This is a genomic window from Rothia nasimurium, assembly GCF_928382285.1.
Classification (GTDB): Bacteria; Actinomycetota; Actinomycetes; order Actinomycetales; family Micrococcaceae; genus Rothia; species Rothia nasimurium_E.
Genome location: NZ_CAKMSS010000001.1, coordinates 546,346 through 564,061 on the forward strand (window position 1 = coordinate 546,346; position 17,716 = coordinate 564,061).

At 52.2% G+C, this 17,716-nt stretch carries 17 protein-coding genes; 3 read left to right on the forward strand and 14 right to left on the reverse strand.

The window, feature by feature from the left end; all coding sequences use genetic code 11:
- Window positions 1-2 precede the first annotated feature (2 nt).
- The 5 genes from ruvA to L6758_RS02335 form a co-directional block, all read right to left on the reverse strand.
- Window positions 3-620: a Holliday junction branch migration protein RuvA gene (ruvA, locus tag L6758_RS02315; protein ID WP_237193875.1), complete on the reverse strand. Its 618-nt coding sequence runs from the start codon at window positions 618-620 to the stop codon at window positions 3-5.
- A gap of 191 nt (window positions 621-811) precedes the next feature.
- Window positions 812-1,483: a crossover junction endodeoxyribonuclease RuvC gene (gene ruvC, locus L6758_RS02320; protein ID WP_237205281.1), complete on the reverse strand. Its 672-nt coding sequence runs from the start codon at window positions 1,481-1,483 to the stop codon at window positions 812-814.
- 22 nt (window positions 1,484-1,505) lie between these two features.
- On the reverse strand, window positions 1,506-2,264 hold the full coding sequence (locus L6758_RS02325; RefSeq protein WP_237205282.1) for a YebC/PmpR family DNA-binding transcriptional regulator: 759 nt from the start codon (window positions 2,262-2,264) through the stop codon (window positions 1,506-1,508).
- A gap of 61 nt (window positions 2,265-2,325) precedes the next feature.
- On the reverse strand, window positions 2,326-3,105 hold the full coding sequence (locus L6758_RS02330; protein ID WP_272878546.1) for a type 1 glutamine amidotransferase: 780 nt from the start codon (window positions 3,103-3,105) through the stop codon (window positions 2,326-2,328).
- Window positions 3,105-4,412 (reverse strand): Mur ligase family protein, encoded by a 1,308-nt coding sequence (locus L6758_RS02335; protein WP_237205356.1) that lies wholly within the window; start codon window positions 4,410-4,412, stop codon window positions 3,105-3,107. Before L6758_RS02335 ends, L6758_RS02330 begins: the two co-directional genes overlap by 1 nt.
- A gap of 32 nt (window positions 4,413-4,444) precedes the next feature.
- On the opposite strand from L6758_RS02335, the gene L6758_RS02340 reads away from it, so the two are divergent.
- A complete protein-coding gene (locus tag L6758_RS02340) occupies window positions 4,445-5,434 on the forward strand; it encodes a hypothetical protein (protein WP_237199418.1) in 990 nt (329 codons plus the stop codon).
- A 104-nt stretch (window positions 5,435-5,538) separates the two neighbouring features.
- Here the strand turns inward: L6758_RS02340 and L6758_RS02345 are convergent, their stop codons facing one another.
- Complete coding sequence (locus L6758_RS02345; protein WP_237205283.1) at window positions 5,539-6,096, reverse strand: HIT family protein; 558 nt, start codon at window positions 6,094-6,096, stop codon at window positions 5,539-5,541.
- 39 nt (window positions 6,097-6,135) lie between these two features.
- Entirely contained in the window at window positions 6,136-7,221 is a 1,086-nt protein-coding gene (locus L6758_RS02350; protein ID WP_237205284.1) for an NADH:flavin oxidoreductase/NADH oxidase, read from the reverse strand.
- A 90-nt stretch (window positions 7,222-7,311) separates the two neighbouring features.
- On the opposite strand from L6758_RS02350, the gene L6758_RS02355 reads away from it, so the two are divergent.
- The gene (locus L6758_RS02355; protein ID WP_237205285.1) at window positions 7,312-7,806 is read left to right on the forward strand and encodes an FBP domain-containing protein; all 495 of its coding nucleotides are present in this window, start codon (window positions 7,312-7,314) and stop codon (window positions 7,804-7,806) included.
- A 255-nt stretch (window positions 7,807-8,061) separates the two neighbouring features.
- Here the strand turns inward: L6758_RS02355 and L6758_RS02360 are convergent, their stop codons facing one another.
- The 6 genes from L6758_RS02360 to L6758_RS02385 form a co-directional block, all read right to left on the reverse strand.
- Window positions 8,062-8,478 (reverse strand): HepT-like ribonuclease domain-containing protein, encoded by a 417-nt coding sequence (locus L6758_RS02360; RefSeq protein ID WP_237211783.1) that lies wholly within the window; start codon window positions 8,476-8,478, stop codon window positions 8,062-8,064.
- The gene (locus L6758_RS10975; protein WP_237234063.1) at window positions 8,475-8,792 is read right to left on the reverse strand and encodes a nucleotidyltransferase family protein; all 318 of its coding nucleotides are present in this window, start codon (window positions 8,790-8,792) and stop codon (window positions 8,475-8,477) included. Before L6758_RS10975 ends, L6758_RS02360 begins: the two co-directional genes overlap by 4 nt.
- 10 nt (window positions 8,793-8,802) lie before the next feature.
- Window positions 8,803-9,273 (reverse strand): hypothetical protein, encoded by a 471-nt coding sequence (locus L6758_RS02370; RefSeq protein WP_237218604.1) that lies wholly within the window; start codon window positions 9,271-9,273, stop codon window positions 8,803-8,805.
- Between the two features lie 152 nt (window positions 9,274-9,425).
- A complete protein-coding gene (locus L6758_RS02375) occupies window positions 9,426-9,722 on the reverse strand; it encodes a type II toxin-antitoxin system RelE/ParE family toxin (protein ID WP_237188272.1) in 297 nt (98 codons plus the stop codon).
- Window positions 9,723-9,995: a type II toxin-antitoxin system RelB/DinJ family antitoxin gene (locus tag L6758_RS02380; protein WP_237185758.1), complete on the reverse strand. Its 273-nt coding sequence runs from the start codon at window positions 9,993-9,995 to the stop codon at window positions 9,723-9,725. It abuts the gene before it with no gap.
- A gap of 218 nt (window positions 9,996-10,213) precedes the next feature.
- Window positions 10,214-10,534, reverse strand: coding sequence for a type II toxin-antitoxin system HicB family antitoxin (locus L6758_RS02385; RefSeq protein WP_135012356.1), 321 nt, complete (start codon window positions 10,532-10,534; stop codon window positions 10,214-10,216).
- Between the two features lie 387 nt (window positions 10,535-10,921).
- On the opposite strand from L6758_RS02385, the gene L6758_RS02390 reads away from it, so the two are divergent.
- Window positions 10,922-14,401: an AAA domain-containing protein gene (locus L6758_RS02390; RefSeq protein WP_237205288.1), complete on the forward strand. Its 3,480-nt coding sequence runs from the start codon at window positions 10,922-10,924 to the stop codon at window positions 14,399-14,401.
- A 933-nt stretch (window positions 14,402-15,334) separates the two neighbouring features.
- Here L6758_RS02390 and L6758_RS02395 read toward each other — a convergent pair.
- Complete coding sequence (locus L6758_RS02395) at window positions 15,335-17,680, reverse strand: hypothetical protein (protein WP_237205289.1); 2,346 nt, start codon at window positions 17,678-17,680, stop codon at window positions 15,335-15,337.
- Between the last annotated feature and the right edge of the window lie 36 nt (window positions 17,681-17,716).

Sequence of the window (17,716 nt, forward strand, 5' to 3'; positions counted from 1 at the left end):
ACCTATCGCCCCACCGTATTCTGGTTACCCAGCGAAGCCAGCACCGCCCGTAGCGCTTCGGCAACGCCCATGGTTTCAGCCTTCGGGTTGTGCTCAATGAAGGACTCAATAGCGCTCACGGCGTCCCGCTCGTTCCAGCCCAGGCTGGTCAAGGCGTCCTGCACCTGGGGCTTCCAGCTCACGCCCTGGTCGATAGGCAGCTGGTCGGTAGCGCCGTCCGCCAAAATCAGCTTGCCAGCAAGCTCCAGGACGATACGGCGCGCCCCCTTGGGGCCAATGCCTGGAACCTTGGTGAAAGCCTTATCATCACCGGTTGCTACAGCACGCTCAACCTCGGCCGGGGTATGCACACCCAGCACGGCCAGGGCAATGCGCGGGCCGATACCTGACACCGACAGCATCATGTCAAAGACCTCACGCTCGGCAGGCTCAGCGAAGCCGTAGAGGGTCATGGAGTCCTCACGCACAATCATGGTGGTCAGAACCGTAGCCTTCTCCCCCAGGCGCAGCTGCGAAGCTGTACGGGCATTGAGATGCACCAGCATGCCAAAACCGTTAACGTCGATAACAGCGGTCTCCAACCCCAGATGGGTCACGGTACCGGTCAGTGAGCTAATCATGAAACCAATTCTATTCGAATATATGTACTAATACAAGAGGTGGGTGGGGAGCTACTTCTGCCTGTCACATATGAGAAGCGGACTCACAGCGAAGCTGCTGGCTCGGGGCTGGCGTGAATCGCTTGTGAGCGCCAGCGAACCAGCGAGAGGGTCGGCAGCGAGCGTGAGTCCGCTGATCATTAGACCGCGATCTACCTTCTTGCCCTTGCCTCCGCCTCCATCCAGGCGCGCTGGGCGGGGGTGAGCTGCGCGTTGCGGCGCGCTGCCGCCGGGTTGGAGCCCTGGTGGGTCTGGGTGGTGGCTGCCATGTTGATGCCGGAGCCAATACCCCCGCCGCGCCAGCCGTGGCAGATAGCCAGGGCGAGGGCGTCCGCCGCGTCCGCCGGCTTGGGCATAGTGTCAAGCCCTAAAATGCGGGTTACCATGCGCCCCACCGAGGCCTTGTCGGCGCGTCCGGAGCCCGTGACTGCCGCCTTAACCTCTGAGGGGGTGTGAAAGTGCACCGGCACACCGCGTGCAGCGGCAGCTGCGATGACCACGCCTGAGGCATGGGCAGTTCCGATAACGGTATTGACCTGCTCCTGGGCAAAAACTCGCTCAATTGCCAGGGCGTCGGGCTGGTAGGTGTCGAGCCAGGCTTCTGCGGCGCGCAGAATCTTGAGGATGCGGGCATCCAGGCTCTCCGATGCAGCGGTACCTGCCACCCCCACGTTGACGAAGTGGGCCTTGCGGTTGGCCGTCATATCTACCAAACCGAAACCGCACCTGGTGAGACCCGGGTCGACCCCCAGAATGCGGGCAGCGCCCGGAACTCGCGGGGCGGGTTCCGGGCGCTGGTGTGAGGTGCCGTGAGCCGGGGCCACGCGCTCCTCCTTTCCCTGCTGGTTACTCAGCTTCGAGCTCGGCCATAACGGCTTCGCTGATGTCTGCGTTGGAGTAGACGTTCTGTACGTCGTCCAGTTCTTCGATGGCGTCAGCGAGCTTGAGGAACTTCTTAGCACCTTCGGCGTCGAGGTCTACCTGCATGGTGGGGCGGAAGACCGGGTCGTCGTTGTTGTACTCGAGCTCAGCCTCTTCCAGAGCCTTGCGGATGGCGGGCAGGTCGGTTGCCTCGGAGACAACGGTGAAGATCTCGCTTTCGTCGATGACTTCCTCTGCGCCGGCGTCGAGCACTGCCATGAGGACGTCGTCCTCGGTCAGGCCCTCGGTCTTAGCAACTTCGGCAACGCCCTTGCGCTCGAAGAGGAAGGCTACGGAGCCGGAGTCTGCCATGGTGCCGCCGTTGCGGGTGACGGCGGTGCGAACCTCGGCAGCTGCGCGGTTGCGGTTGTCGGTCAGACACTCGATGTAGAGGGCGGTACCCTGGGGGCCGCGGGCCTCGTACATGATTTCGGTGTAATCAACGGCTTCACCGGTCAGGCCGGCGCCGCGCTTGATTGCGCGCTCAACGTTGTCGTTGGGAACCGAGTTCTTCTTGGCCTTTGAGACTGCAAGGTCGAGGGCGGGGTTACCTGCCGGGTCGGGGCCACCCATACGAGCTGCAACTTCAATTGCCTTGATGTACTTAGCGAAGGCCTTGGCGCGCTTGGCGTCGATGGCAGCCTTCTTGTGCTTGGTAGTGGCCCATTTGGAGTGACCTGACATGATTCTCCTTGTTCGTCTGGTGCGCCCGCACGCGGGCGGGCGCGATGTACCTCGTACTATTCTAGCGTGGACGGGCGGACGCTGAGGCGCGCGCCTTTTCCACGAGGGTGTCGTCAATAACGACGGGGGTGAATTCACCGTACTTCTTGATTGCTGCCTGCTTGATGAGGAAGTCCGAGATGGCAGGGTTCTTGGGCAGCAGGGAGCCGTGCAGGTAGGTTCCGATGACGTTGTGGACGCGGGCGCCCTCGCCGGAATCTTCCTTGTTGTTGCCCTCGCCCTTGGTGACGGTGGCCAGGGGCTTGGTGTCGCCGGAGAGATAGGTGAGCCCCGAGTGGTTTTCGAACCCGATGATGGTGCCGAACTCTTCAGATTCCTCTACGATGTTGCCGATCAGGCGTTCTTCGCCGCCGACGGTTTTAGCGTCAAAGACGCGAATACCGTTGAGGGTGACGCCGCCTACGGTTTTGAACTCTCTACCGAAGAGCTGGTACAAACCGCAGATGACCAGCATGGGGGTGCCGTCTTCTGCCAGCATGCGCAGGGTTTCAGCGTTGGCGAGCAAATCGTCCTGAATCACGGACTGGCCTGAATCCTGGCCGCCGCCACCCACAAAGATATCGCCATCGAGCGGGAATTCATCACCGGGGTTATAGTCAACGATTTCGGTGGTGAAACCGTGGGCCTGGGCCCGGCGGGAAAGCGACAGGGTGTTGCCCCAGTCCCCGTAGATGTTCATGTCTTTGGGGTAGAGCTGCACAATTTTCAGGCTCTTGTTGTTGCCGGTCTGGGTGATAATCTGCTCGCCCACTTCGACCGGTGCGTTCTCAAAATCGCTCATTAGATTTCCTCCACATCGGTGATTTTCGCCAGTTCCTTACGGATGGCCAGCATGGCGGTGTAGGTGCAGAAGATGCGCATGGGGCGCCCCTCTGACTTGGCAATAAAGGTGGCGAGGGCTTCTTCGAGGTCCTCGTTGATGTTTTCTACATAAACATCGTCGTGCTGCAGGCGCAGGGCCATGTCGTAGGCGCGCACGCCCGACACCATGGTGACGCCGCCCTGGGTCAGAGAGTGGAAGTCAACGTCCCAGAGCCAGGAAACGTCGCGGCCGTCGGCGTAGGCGTCGTTGATGGTGATCATGGTGGCGTAGTCCTTGGCATCGGCGGATGCCAGCGACAGACGGAACCCGCTGGGGTTCTTCACCAGAAGTAGCTGCAGGGTCTGGCCGTTAACGTTGAGGGTTTCACCGCGGCCAAAAGCCGGGGCGATATGCTCAAGTTCAGCCAGAAGTTTAGTCTCGTTGAGGGAATCCCCCATGACTTCGCGCGTCAGGGCCATTGCCGCAGCGGCATTGAAGATGTTGTAGACCCCGTAGAGGTTAATAGTGCCCGCTAATTCCTTACCGGCAACGTCGAAGGTGGCGGCGGTACCCTTGAAGTCCTTGAGCAGGACGGACGCCGCCGGCAGCTCCGGTGCCAGAAGGCCGGCGTCCGCGCGCTCGGCACCCTCGGGGCTGGTGCGCAGGTCGTCATCGGACGGGAACAGGGCACGGAGCTTCTCAGACAGGCCGAAGTAGCTCACCCGGGTGCCGGGCTGAATATTCTCAGCAAGAGAACGAATACGCGGGTCTTCTCGGTTGAGCACCACGGTGCCCGTCGTGGCACCGGCAACCGTAGCCAGCATACGGCGGGTCGTATCAATCTCACCGAAGCGATCTAGCTGATCACGCAGGACGTTGAGCAGCAGCGCGTAATTGGGCTTGACCTTGCGGACAAAGTGCACCGCGTGAGCCTCGTCTAGCTCAAGTACCGCGATGTCAGCGTCCAGCTTACCCGTTAGGTTCATCTCACCCAGCAGAGCAGCAGCCACACCCCGCACGAAGTTCGACCCGGTGCGGTTGGTAAAGACCTTCAGGCCCTGGGCTTCCAGCAGCTGCACCACCATCTTGGTAGTGGTCGTCTTACCGTTCGTACCCGAAACAACGACGACACCGCGCGGCAGCTTAGCCAGCTCCTCCGCCACAAAATTAGGGTGCAACTTCTCCATGACCAAGCCCGGGAAGGCAGAGCCGCCCCCGCGCAACTTGGTCGCATAACGAATGCCTTGGCCAACAAGGCGAACAACAGGTCGTGACATGGTGACTATCTTACCGGGTTTGTGTATGCTTCGAACCTGTAATGACTACTTCCATGAACCAGCTTGTACCCTTCCCCGAATTTATCTGGCGTGACATCACCTGGCGCGACAGGGCTCCCTACCTTAAAGTTGAGCCTCTTCTTGACGGTCAACCTAGCGGTGAGATTGAAACTATCGCCATTACCCCGGGTAGCTTCCTCGGCCTTAGCGCCATCCCGGCGGACGTCCGCGGCGCCGGCACCTACTGCAGCGGTTACTCACGGGCCAACCTCGATAACGTTGGCTTTCATCTGGAGCCCTGCCCCGCCCACACCATCATCACCAAGGGCAAGCAGTGCGACTCCTGTTTTGCCCGCGACGAATTCGCGCCCATCCATCGTATCCACCTGGGTTCTCGAATGAACGAGGCAGCCCTGGCCTACGTCAATCTCGAACACTACCTCTACATCGCAACCTTCCCCGACGGCACTTCCAAGGTCGGCACCGCCTCCCTGCACTCCAACCCCCGCCGTCTCGACGACCAGGCCGTCGCAGCAGCTACTTTCGTTGCCCGGGCAGACACCGGCATCATCGTGCGCCAGCTCGAAGACCTGGTCTCGCAAGAAGCCAACCTCACCCAGTTCAAACGGGCATCCACCAAATACAAGGCCTGGGTCGACCCCGCCAGCACAGAGCGCCTCAAATCTGAACACTATATGGCCGTAGAAAACGCCACCTGGGCGCTCGAAGACGCCCAAGATTCTATCGACGGTTTCGATATCACCGCAGACCGCTGGGTGCCGTCCGTCGCGATGAGCCGGGCCTACGCGTCCTTACGCGCTGAAAACCCCGAGCCGCTCACCGGCTACCCCACCCTCACCGAAGGCACCCACGGCTTCTACATCACCGGTGGAACCGGGAAGTTCCTCACAGCCCACTTCGGCGACCCCGACCAGACCTTCTTCATCAACACCGCAGAACTCTCCAACAAGGCCTGCCGCCAACACGGGGAACTCACTCCCCCGGCGTCCGTGCAGGAATCGCTGTTCTAGGAAGGCGGTGGGTAAGCCAATAAGCCCGCTGGCACGGGGCTGGCGTGAATGATATCGAGCGCCCCAGCGCGAGATGTCAGAGGGTCGGCGGGCGGTTGGCTTACCTACTGCCCTCGACTATCCCAGGCAGTACTGAGTAGGTCTCGGATCTCGTCCAGGGTCTGTGTGACCGTCTTGGTGCCGGCGACGATGGGCAGGAAGTTGGTGTCGCCGCTCCAGCGGGGCACGATGTGCTGGTGTAGGTGGGCGGCGACCCCTGCCCCGCCGACTTTGCCCTGGTTCATGCCGATATTGAAGCCGGCTGCGCGGCTCACCTCCCGCAGGATTCCCATAGCTTTCTGGGTCAGGGCAGCAATCTCGGCAGTTTCCTCCAGCGTTGCATCGTCGTAGTTAGGAATGTGCCGATAGGGGCAAACCAGCAGGTGCCCGGGGTTATAGGGGTAGAGGTTGAGAATGACGTAGGCATGCTCACCGCGGTGCACAATCAGCGACTCAGTGTCGTCATGGTCAGGGGCGTCGCAGAAGGGGCAGGTGTTCTCGGTGTAGTCTTTCTGCCCACCCTTCACGTAGGCGCGGCGGTGGGGGGTCCAGAGCCGCTGAAAGGCGTCCGGAACCCCCGGTAGCTCAAAATCATCGGTGGTGTAGTCGGGAATTTCTACCATACCCCTCAGTTTATCCCGAAGGGCAGGCAGGACGCCGGTTCAGCGCCGGGTGCCCCAGGCCCGGCGGTACTGGGCGGGCACGTAGTCGATATCGACCTTGAGTTCGTTAGCCCAGTGCAGGGCAAAGGCTGGGTTGCGTAGGGCTTCCCGGCCAACCAGCACCACATCGGCCTGGCCTGACCCCACAATGAACTCGGCAAGTCGCGGTGAGTTGATCATGCCAACAGCGCCTACCGGCAGACCGCTCTCGCGCTTGACCTGAGCAGCCATTGGAACCTGGTAACCCGCATAAACATTAATCTTTGCCGGGTAGTTACCGCTGGTGGAGATATCGGCAAAGTCCACGCCGTCCTCGGCGAGCCAGCGCACCACCTGTGAGGTTTCCTCAACGGTAATACCGCCGTCAAGGAACTCGGTAGCCGACAGGCGCACAATCAGGGGCATCTCGGCGGGCATGACATCGCGCATGGCACGGGCAACCCTGCGCGCGAAGCGGGCCCGGTTTTCCAGGGAACCACCGTAGGAATCTTCACGTCGGTTAGAGAGGGGCGAGAGGAACTGGGTGATCAGGTAGCCGTGGGCCCCGTGAATCTCAATGAAGTCAAAGCCGGCAGCCACCGCGCGGGCTGCAGCCGCGGCGAAGGCCTGCACTAGGTCGTCAATTTTCTCTTCGGTCAGGGCCTGCGGTTCTTTCATACCGGGGTAGGCAAGAGCGGACGGGGCCAGCGTGACCCAACCGCCCTCGTCCTCGCCCAGGGAACCGCCATCGTGCGGAACGAGCTCACCGGGCGTCGATGCCTTCCGCCCGGCGTGAGCAATCTGGATACCTGCCTTAGCTCCCCCGGCGTGAATGGCGTCGACGACGGGCTTGAAGGCTTCGATGTGTTCATCGCTCCACAGACCCAGGCAGTAGGGGCTGATGCGGGCGGCGGGTTCAACGCCGGTCATTTCGACGATGACGGCACCGGCTCCACCCCGGGCTAGAGCCCCGTAATGGGACACATGGTAGGCGGTTGGCTTACCGTCCTGCTGGTCAACCGAATACTGGCACATGGGCGGAACCCAGAGACGGTTACGGGTGGTCATAGAACGCAGGGTAAAGGATTCAAAGAGGGGCGAAGTCATGTTCATTCGGCCTTTCAAGTGGTGTTGTGCACCTGTTTCAACCGGGTGCGGGGTCGGGATATTCCCGCATTAAAGGGTAAACTTGCAGGTATGCAAGAACTGACCGAAGCTGCCGTCCGCTCGTCTTTTATTAACTGCTCTAAGGGCGAGGCTAAACGCCTCAACCTGCCCAGCCTCAAAGACCAGAACTGGGAGGACCTGATTTTCCTGTCCTGGCTCGACCCAAAAAGCCCGCTCAAGGGTTGCCTGGTCGTGGAACACGAAGGGCAGGTGCAGGGCGTGCTGCTGCAAAAGTCTAAGGCCCAGAGTAAGGCCGCTCAGATGTGCCAGTTCTGCCTAACTTTGCATCCGGGGTCGGGGATTTCGCTGTATACGGCGGCCCGGCCGGGTGAGTCGGGGCGACGCGGCAACACCATCGGCACCTACCTATGCTCCAACCTGGCCTGCACCGACTATGTGCGGGGCAAGAAAAAGCCGGCGGGTATCCGCCAGATGGACGAGACCCTGTCCCTCGAAGAGCGCATAGCTCGCACCCGCGATAATGCAGTCAGGTTTATTGAGCGACTGGTGGCGGGAGCCGCATGATTCAGGTTGGGGCGCTCGCGCCCACCTAGGCTGATTTGGTCCAGGCACTCTATGACCAGAACCCTGATTACTTCCTACGAATTTCGGGCCGCCCCGCCGAGCCCGGCTCTGCGCTGGAAAACCTGACGTTCTTCCCATCCGGTTTATCCCACTCCCCTATGCTGTTGGGGGCCTTTGAGGACGGACGCCTGGTCAAGGACTTTTCCCAGGGTGATGTGGTTTCAACGATGGAGATTTTTACTCGGCCCATTGATCTCAACTGGAGTATTCATCATCAAGGGTGATGTCTTCTTGCATAGACAGCTCTCGGAGAAACCGTGCCCCATCTGGTTCAACTCGACCACCGATTTTGATGAAGTATTCAACTGTAGCGCGAAGAGATTTCAAATCCTCATTGAGAATGTCGTGGATTTCTTCAGCAGATACTGAGAAGTATTGATGTACTAGAAAGTTTCTTAACCCTACGATTGCCCGCCACTCTACCTCTGGAGCCTGGTCTTTTAGGGCTTTCGGAAGATGATTTACCGCTTCCCCGATAATAGCCAGGTTCCGCAAGATTGCATCTAGGGCCATTTCTTGAGTATCGGAAACCTCGAGGTATTTTTGGTATCTGAAACAGCTGTCGATGGCCTCTTGGATGTCCATCAGTCTAAGTTCTATCGGACGGCTCATAGAGCAACCGCCTCTTTGAGAGCGAGGTCAGATACCTTGTTCCTGAGAATACCGGGTGTTACTACATCAACAGACACGTTAAGAATTTCACAGAGCGTCTGCGACATTCCCGCTAATCGCATGAGTCTTCTACGGTCTGGTTCGTGCAGGTCCACCATAATATCAATATCGCTCGTTTCGTCTGCATCCCCACGTGCCACAGACCCAAAAAGTCGCGGGTTACTTGCACCGTACTGTTCAAATACTTGATCTATTTCAGCTCGGTGCTCTTCAACGAGGCTCCGCAGTTTGAGGGTTTCGGGTGTGGCTTTCACAAGTACTAGTTTAGTTGGTCAGGGCTTTGTCGCGGTAGTCTCTCATCGCTGCTGCCAGGTCTTCTATGCTCATACCCTCTGGTAGTTTCATGGCCATAGTTGAGATAACGATGGTTGAGTTCGCTGCACCTTCATGCGTGACCCGGGTGAATGCGCGGATACCGGTTAGGGTCCAATTATAGGCGTGGGTATCGGCGATGACCGCCCTGATCTCCTTGCCCTGCTGATCGGCGGTAATGTCGCCGATGACGCTCCACAAAATCAGGTGGTTACCGTGGTCGAGGACTGTTGAGTGGTTATAGAACCCTTCGGGCGTAAGAATAAGGGCGTACCTGCGCCGGTAGTAGTTGATAAAGGTGAAGATTCCAGCGGCTACACACCCCACTCCAGTTGCCAGGGTGCGGTGGTATCTCCAGTCCGGTGGGTTGTGGAGGAACCACACGCCCACCGCTATCCAGCCCACGCCAATCAGGAAGCTCATGCCGAGCTTCTTGGGGATTCTCATCGTTGAGTTTTCTGGGGTGTCCACAGTGCTATTGTACTGAAAGCCAGGCATAGTGCTCACTCAGATTTTGCATAAATCAAGGTTTACGGGAGGACTGAGCGCCCTGGTGGCCTATACGGAATACCCTTCTATTTTCTGAATAGCTGATCGTGCGTTCCGGTTCTTTGGAAGTAAGCAATTTCTTTATCTTCACGCCAAATTAATAACCAGTCGCCAGCATTAGCTATATGGCATTCCTGGCTCCCCAGCCACTCACCTTTAAGAGTATGCATACGGTGCCGTTGACGCAGTACCTGTTGAGCTTCTGTAGTATTTTCCAACACTAGGCTGATGACTTCGCGCAACGCGCGCATATCCATGTGCTTCTTTTTCAGACGCTTAATATCACGCTGGAAAGCGGAGCTATACTCCGCGGCAAGACTCAATTAAATCCCTAGGTCATCGAAGAGCTCTTCTGCGTTAGCAAACCGTCCCTTGCGGCCGCTGGCGAAGAATTCTTCTGCTTCCCGAATTGCTTCGAGCGAATCGGCATTGGGTTTGGGGTCGCCCACCATAAAGGGGATTCGATTCTCGCGGATAGCCTGCTTGACGAACATGTTGATCGCGGTGGACATGTTGAGCCCAAGCTCCTTAAAGAGAGCTTCGCCTTCTTGTTTCGTTTGAGCATCCATGCGGACGCTAATACTGGTAGTAGCCACCACAAACCTCCTGAAGAATAATACACTGTATATACAGCATAGTATTTTGAGTGCTGGAGTGGCACCCCTGCTGGCAATCTAGAAACACCTTTTTACCCCCGACTGTCGGCTAATGCTTGTTTACCTGTAGCCACCAGATGAATTGATTACAAAGAAAAGAGTGCCCTTGTATATACGTGGGGCGTTCTTTCTTGTTCTACGATCGAGGCGAACTGGGTTTAAGCAGCGATTTTCGCACTGAGTAGACGATTAAGGCTTATCCCTTGTTCTTGGGCTTCCATAGCTACGCGTCGGTGGAGTTCAGGCGGAATGCGCAGACTGAGATTACCTGAATAAGTTCTGTCAGCAAAGGCCTGGGGAATTTCCTCACCATTGGCGTGCATATCTTGAGCTACCTGAGCGACGAGTTTTTTGATTCCACTCAGGGCGGCTAGCTCGTCGGGTTCCAGCCAGGAGAGGGAAGGCATTTCGAGTACGGTTGCGATGTATTCTTGGTCTTCTGGCGACCAGGTAACACGGTAGGTGTAGTGTTCAATCATTGGTCTGTCCTTTAAGTTTGTTGATAGCTTGGAGGGCTTGCTTGACCTGGTATGGCTTTGCGTAACCATTTTTGTTTTGAATATTGACGCGGGGGTCGCCTTGCCATGGTGTTTTAAACACAGCATGGGAAGTGCCAGATTGTCGCGCGGGGCCAAAGAACCTTTCGCAGATAGAGACCAGCTCTGCATAGCGGACGTTTTGGGGTGCACTTTGCATTTGAGCTAGTATCTTTTCTTCCTTACCCATAAAATTATGGTATCGCTATTGATACCATCACTCAAGGGGCAAAAACCCTCTTCAGACAAAATTCTTCAGGCGCACCTCATCGAGGATGCTTCTCAACTAAACTTAGCAGTAATTACCATCACAGCTAAGAGGGAGTTCCCATGAATCAGGTAACTCAACAACTGACCGGGTATTTTAGGGACGTTCAAAAGCGTTCAAACCTTGTAGATCAGGCATTCGGTCAACAGAACAAATACAAGGTCATTCCTTTCCTCGATGTCAGATTAGGCAAGCTTTCTGAAGAGGACACCCAGGAACTCTTTGACTGGGATGCCGATGCCCAAGGGCGTTTCAAAAAACCACGCACTCAGTCTGGCTCGCAGAAAGCTAAGCCAATCGACGTCATTATCTCGGTGGTGACCCTTACCGATACTGAGAGTGACACTAAAAACGGTCTAGCTCTAATCGCCGCAAAGCTAACCGACAAGGGTGAGCTCCAGGCTGATATCACCTCGATAGCTCCGTGGATTCCGAGTTCTCGCCTACAGTCCCCCAGCGTCATTGACCACGAGTTTATGGTAGGAACTCTCGCTAACTATTGGCGATGGAGCAATACGAAGGGTAGCGAGCTAGCGTCAAAGATTGAGACCTGGGCGGACGTTGTCGATTACAGTACCAGCATGTATGAGGGCGTGTTTGAACCCGCTTTACAGGTAGGAGTTGACCCTCGGTGGGTCGTTGACGTTGATAACTGTTATGTCACCCCTGGCACGGTAATTAATGCTAACGCCAACGTCCTTAGCCTGTACCAGTTCCTTCACGCTACGGACCTGAGCGTCCCCTTGTACGAACGCCTATTATCGACTAATAAACCGCAGAGCTTCCAGTCCGATGTTATTGACACGAATTCTGATACGTTGCTGGAATCTGCCCTACGTGCTTGTGGAAGTATGAGCGGTCAGTTCCCGCTGACGGCGTCCCAGCGTCGAGCGGTACACGCTTTCTTACACGATGGTTACGGGGATATCACGGCTGTCAGCGGCCCTCCGGGCACCGGCAAAACCACAATGCTTCAATCTGTAGTTGCGAGCATGCTGGTTTCTCATGCTTTAGAGGCTAAGCCGGCACCTCTGATTGTGGGCATGTCGACTAATAACCAGGCTGTTACCAACATTATTGATTCCTTCGGGTCAGTCACGAAGGACGATCCGGGTGTGCTTGAACACCGCTGGCTGCTGAAGGCTGAGGACGGGGCAGCGTCTTCAGATTTCCTAGGTGGCCTGGCAACCTACTGCCCCTCCCAGGCTAAAGCAAAGGAAGCACGTTCTAAGGGTTACCTGTTGGAAGACACTGCCAAGAAAGGTGTCTACAGCGAGTATTCCTCAGAGGCTTACCTACAGGAAAGTACACAATATTTCCTAGAGCAGATCAGCGATTACTACGCTGCCTTTTCGCTCCCAGCCGTCAACAGTCTTGAGCAAGCACAACGAGGATTGGCAGCTTTCCTTAAATCCTGTGAAGAGCAGAAACGTGCCCTGCTGCATGCCCGTCGGGAAGCAGACCGACGCGTCCACTCAACGAGTGCCCAGCTCACAGAAGATCTGGCTAGACTTTCGCAGGAGCAAAGTATCGTTCAGAGCAGGCTGGACGCGTGGAGCGCTCAGTCAGCCTCTCCCCTGCCAGCTGAAGTAATCATCAGCGCCACCTATGACCCTCAAGAGCCAGCGGCGGAGTTCTCTACTGTAAAAGATTTCGTTGATTTTTACCGGGGTCGCCTAGATGAAATCGGTCTTGCACTTTCGAATATCGACAACCGAATCGCTGCAGCTGTAACTGAGGAAGAACTTGCTTTACACCAGTTCAGACAGCAAGCTGAACCGATTATCAGCCAGGTTCGCTACCTTGCACTTCTTAGTGACGCTCAGGTATCTCGGCTGATGAATGCAAGGTCCCTTCTAGAACTTGACCAGGCACTTGATATCACCCTACGCTATGTCGAGTTCTGGCTAGCTATACACTACTACGAGGCTGAGTGGCTACTTTCCGCTACTGATGAAGAGCAGCTCATTGCTGATAAGGAACGATTCAAGAACACTCCCGAGTTAATGGTGAGGTACTGGGAGCAGGTTGCCTCCTTGACGCCCTGTTTTGTGATGACTGCCTACCAGGTGCCGAGATACTTTAAGCTCTATGCCCCGCAAGGTGAGCCCGATAACTTCGATATAGAGCGTATTGACCTGTTGATTGTTGATGAGGCTGGACAGGTTGATACCTCTGTGGGTGCTGGCGCTTTTGCTCTTGCAAAGCGTGCCCTCGTCGTTGGCGATGTCCAGCAGCTAGCTCCGGTGTGGAGTCTTGACCCAGAAACCGATCAGGGTATCGCCGAGGCGCATGAGCTGGGTTGGCGCTGGGATTCCATGAAGGAATTCGGGCTGACTTCCTCTCACTCATCGTCCCTGATGTTAGCAGCTGCCCAGTCTTCGAATTGGGTATATAGCGCCAAGAACTATCCTGGCTTGTTCTTGTCTGAGCATTTTAGGTGCCATACAGACATTATCGAGTACTGCAATGATTTGCTCTATGACGGCTTGCTTGTTCCTTCGCGTCCCCTCAAGGGCTACAAGCTTGAGGGCAAAACCCCGGGGGCTTTCCTTTTCCAGTTAGTTGAGAATTCCCAGGATCGCCGAAACGGTTCTAGCCGGGTGAATAGTCAGGAAGCTGAGGCTATTGCTGACTGGATTATCGGTAATTTTGAGTACTTCCGTGCCATCTACAACCCCGATGCTGATGCTGCAAAAGATAAGTCTCTGTTTGCTGTGGTAACCCCGTTTGCGGCTCAAGCACGTGAAGTCAGGAAGACCTTACGGATGAAGAGTGAGGATCTAGCCAACAAGGTAACCGTCGGCACCGCCCACACTTTGCAGGGCGCTGAGCGTCAAGTTGTTCTGTTCTCACCTGTATACGGTGATAATTCTGATAAGGCTTCTTTCGTGGACGGCACTCTTGAGCTAATGAACGTTGCTGTTTCCCGTGCCAAGGATTTGTTTATTGTCTTCGGTGGCCAGCGACGCTGGGAGGATACCGGCCCCGTCTTTGGGCTAGTGCGCCAGCGTGCGGTTATTGGCCCGCACTGGTTTGGCAACGGTGGCTCGCAAGGTTTGACATCGGAGGCACCTGTCAGCTTTGAGGAGGAGAGGACGCCGCAGCCTACTCCCCCTGCACCTGTGCCAGCATCTGCACCCACGCCGGTGCAGCAAGCACCGTGGGCCCGGCAGACTGAACCCCCAATGAGCGTTCCGCAGCCAACACTTGTTCCCCCTCTGGCACCAAAACCTAAAATGGTTGACCGGCATGAGCCAGGTTATCTGATTGCTACAGAGCTCATTAAGGTCTGGAAGGAGCAAAATATTCTTCTAGAAAACTCAAACACTAAGGCGCAACAATTCAACAAAGCTATGGGTCAGGCTGGACTGCTCAGCAAAGAAAGCGGATCTTGGGAACCAACCCCTGAGGGTATAGCGCTAGGAATTGCTGTGTATCAGGGTGGCTCGGGAAATAACACCTATATCAGTCCTATTTATTCGCCGCAGGCTCAGGAGTCACTGACGCAGATGTTGGTATCGGACCAGCTAGCTTTCTAACAACTCCTAATATCGCGGGACTGTGAGATGCCGTCACGTAGCCCCCGATTAGTTTTACCCTTCTTATATACAGCCAATGACTAAAACTGCCGCTTTGTACCCGTCGGAAAGTGGCGCGCAGGGGTAACCACTCCATTTACTCTGTGACGGCAACGCCCATGAGATCATTATCTATGAGCAGCTCAGTTGACACTGGCTACACCTTTGAGGCGCTAGCCTTTATGCTTGATACACTCTCGGATTTCACCGCTATTACTATATCCCTCACCCGCCCCACCGACAAATGATTAACAACAAACAATGAAACTCAAACGACAAGCATCCCAGCACAATAATATTCTGGGATACCTCTATTTTCCCTTGTATGGACATTGCCTTAAATCAAGGAACTTTTGGCTTTATCCCGATGTTTCCTCGCAGCTTCTGCCAATAATAATTCTCAGTTGATTACTTGCAGAAACTAAATAAACATAATCGAGGGTGAAATAATAAATTTTAATAGCCCTTCCATGAGTGATTTTTGTAAATGTTCACCAGTTAGCGAGTACCCGATTATAGGCGTGAATATCAATATTAAAGAATCGATACTGCTGGGGTAATAGGATCCCTAAGGAGTAAAGGTGAGAACAAAAATCTTTCGATTAATATTGAAGTCAGTGAAAATCACACTGAGCATAAATAGAACACTGTAATCATAACCGCAAGCCTACCCCAATCCAAGATTGTGATAAAATAAACCATTGCCCAAAAATGTTGTTTTACCGGCAATTTTTGAAAATATAGAATATCCAATCCACCCTGACAGTCGCACACTTGATATATATTTCTGAATAGAGAAAATATACAGATTTATCCGAGTCGATTAAAAGATAGGTTCTTATTTATAACTAAAGCCATCTAATTCCAGCATAGGATACTCAATACAATTTCCTATCAAGAAATATAAATAGCTAGCGTAAGAACAGATTTTGGATACTTATCAATCATTTGGGGAAAAGTATCAGATTCTATTTCAAGAAAATCGTGTTTCTTGTTTAGTAAATTACTAGTAAATGTTGAAAATATATTATGAAGCGGCATATTCCCTAAATTATTTAGTAGAAATTTAATAAATAAATACCCAATTGCGTCATGTAGATTCCAGAAAGAGTATATTGAACATTGGAAACCGCGTTTTGCCATAATCTGGCCAGGTGGACTCATAAAAATGGAAGGTTTGCTATTATCGAATAGGCTTTTAACACCGGGCATACCAGATAAGCAGGTATTCAGTAAGATAAAGCTTTGAGAAGACTCACTAAGCCCCGAATTTTTACTTATTTTCAATATATCAAATTTTCCTCCCTCACTATTGTATTTAAATCGATAATAACCATCCGCCTCTTCTTCAATATCTACTATCCCATGACCAGAGATTACTAAGGAATCAGTGGATAACTCTGACAATTTTGATACTTCATCAATAATTTGAACTTCCTGATGCTCTTCTTCAATATACTCAAGTTCCTTGGTAACTCCTTTAAGATTTTCAATACCAGAATAGATACCTGCAAAGTATGAAATATCCGATAAATTTTTTTTATGAATATAATCATAAAATTTGGAAGGATAGTCCGTATAAATTATTGAGTGATCCTGTGCAAGAAACTTATTACTTATTGGATTTTTTGCAGCATGGAAAGGGATAATAGGATAAACATTTAAAGGTGTTATCAAGATTATTGAACTTTTATCAATATATTTTTCTATATCTTTAAAAGTGTAGTTGTATACATTGGTTGCAACATGTTCAAAATTTTCAGGGTTTCGATTACAAAACAAATTCAAGTCAATTAAATCGAATCTGATATTCTCATTATTAGTCTTAGGAATAAGCATTTTATTTATTGTAAAATTGCTTAATTTCTTGTAGTTTATTTCCTGGTTACTATCGATAATAATAGCTAGACCAGTATTTTCTACTTGGCAATTAAAATGATTACCCCCGATTAAAAACAAAATGTGGGCTAAGGAATCAGAGTTTTCTAAATCAGATAGTTGTTGGCTCGCCTCGTGACCCGTAGCTTGATCAATCAAAAATTTGAACAGTTCAATATTTTCAAGTTCACCTAAACAAATATCACCAATAAGTTCTAATATTTTTTCCTCATAATATTTCTTATAGGATAAATCTTTGATTTCTGATATTTTTTTTATCAATCCTAATATTTCCTGCCTACACTTCCTTGCGCTTGACTGTTTTGAACGAATACAAGAATAGTATAGATATTTAGCTATTAAATATTCAATTTCATCAGTCTCAGATTGAAATTCAAGTGATTTTGCCTGTTTATTTATTTCCCTACTATACTTCTCGCATATTTCTTTCATTCCACAATTTTTTATATATGCGTAGGAAAACTTATAGAAAGTTCTGAAAAATAAGGGCTTTAAAGCGATTCCCTCTCTAGCGGAGCGCCCTAAAATTTTAAATAACTTTTCAAAAAGCTGAAGGATTTTCTTATCTGTATAATTGATTCCACCAAACGGAATTACATGGTAAAAATCAAGCAGAAGGTCAATTACCGGTTGGAAGTATCCCATTGCATCAAAATTTGCATGGTAATAGTTAATAAAAGCTTCTACATAATCGATTACTCTACTAAGTTCTTTAGAGTCTAAAGTATAAATGTTTATATTTGTTTTTGCAATAAGATAAATAATATTAAGAGAATCCTGGAGCGGCAGTATATGGCGGTAGTGCTTCCAATATTCGTAGGTGAATTCACTATACTTTCTCCATAAATCTGGCAAAGAGTTAAGATCCCGACACTCCCCTCTGTTTTCATTTGAATTGCTACAGTTAAATACGTTTTTATTTTCTGTATCATAGATGTAGCCTACACAGAATTTGCTAAGAGCCCAAACAAAATTCCTGGGAGATATCTTTTGTTTTTCAATTAATTGTATTACTAATTGCAAAATTGTAGTAACAAATGGCATCTCTTTAGAATCTACCTGCTTGTATAAGTCCAGGAGCATTAATTTATTGCTTTTACTTAAAACATCTATCGATCCAAGATTTAAGTGGGCAATTTTATAGAGAATGCTATTTACATCTTTACTCTGCGGTTTATCAAGGTTACTTCTCAACCAATTTTCTAGTATCGAATTGAACGTTGAGTACTCAGAAACCCGAACTTCACTTAAAGCGAGATCTCTATCGTTGTCTTCAAGATCGCAATCGGGATATTTACTGACATTATTAATAATGTCACGAAACAAATGATCATCTGTCATCTCAGTCGCTTAGGATTAAACTTATAGACGGTAAAA

Bases quoted from the DNA above. Each gene is read 5' to 3' on its own strand.
- ruvA (WP_237193875.1), bottom strand. From the start codon at position 620: ATGATTAGCTCACTGACCGGTACCGTGACCCATCTGGGGTTGGAGACC.
- L6758_RS02325 (WP_237205282.1), bottom strand. From the start codon at position 2,264: ATGTCAGGTCACTCCAAATGGGCCACTACCAAGCACAAGAAGGCTGCC.
- L6758_RS02330 (WP_272878546.1), bottom strand. From the start codon at position 3,105: ATGAGCGATTTTGAGAACGCACCGGTCGAAGTGGGCGAGCAGATTATC.
- L6758_RS02340 (WP_237199418.1), top strand. From the start codon at position 4,445: ATGACTACTTCCATGAACCAGCTTGTACCCTTCCCCGAATTTATCTGG.
- L6758_RS02345 (WP_237205283.1), bottom strand. From the start codon at position 6,096: ATGGTAGAAATTCCCGACTACACCACCGATGATTTTGAGCTACCGGGG.
- L6758_RS02350 (WP_237205284.1), bottom strand. From the start codon at position 7,221: ATGACTTCGCCCCTCTTTGAATCCTTTACCCTGCGTTCTATGACCACC.
- L6758_RS02355 (WP_237205285.1), top strand. From the start codon at position 7,312: ATGCAAGAACTGACCGAAGCTGCCGTCCGCTCGTCTTTTATTAACTGC.
- L6758_RS02360 (WP_237211783.1), bottom strand. From the start codon at position 8,478: ATGAGCCGTCCGATAGAACTTAGACTGATGGACATCCAAGAGGCCATC.
- L6758_RS02370 (WP_237218604.1), bottom strand. From the start codon at position 9,273: ATGAGCTTCCTGATTGGCGTGGGCTGGATAGCGGTGGGCGTGTGGTTC.
- L6758_RS02385 (WP_135012356.1), bottom strand. From the start codon at position 10,534: ATGATTGAACACTACACCTACCGTGTTACCTGGTCGCCAGAAGACCAA.
- L6758_RS02390 (WP_237205288.1), top strand. From the start codon at position 10,922: ATGAATCAGGTAACTCAACAACTGACCGGGTATTTTAGGGACGTTCAA.
- L6758_RS02395 (WP_237205289.1), bottom strand. From the start codon at position 17,680: ATGACAGATGATCATTTGTTTCGTGACATTATTAATAATGTCAGTAAA.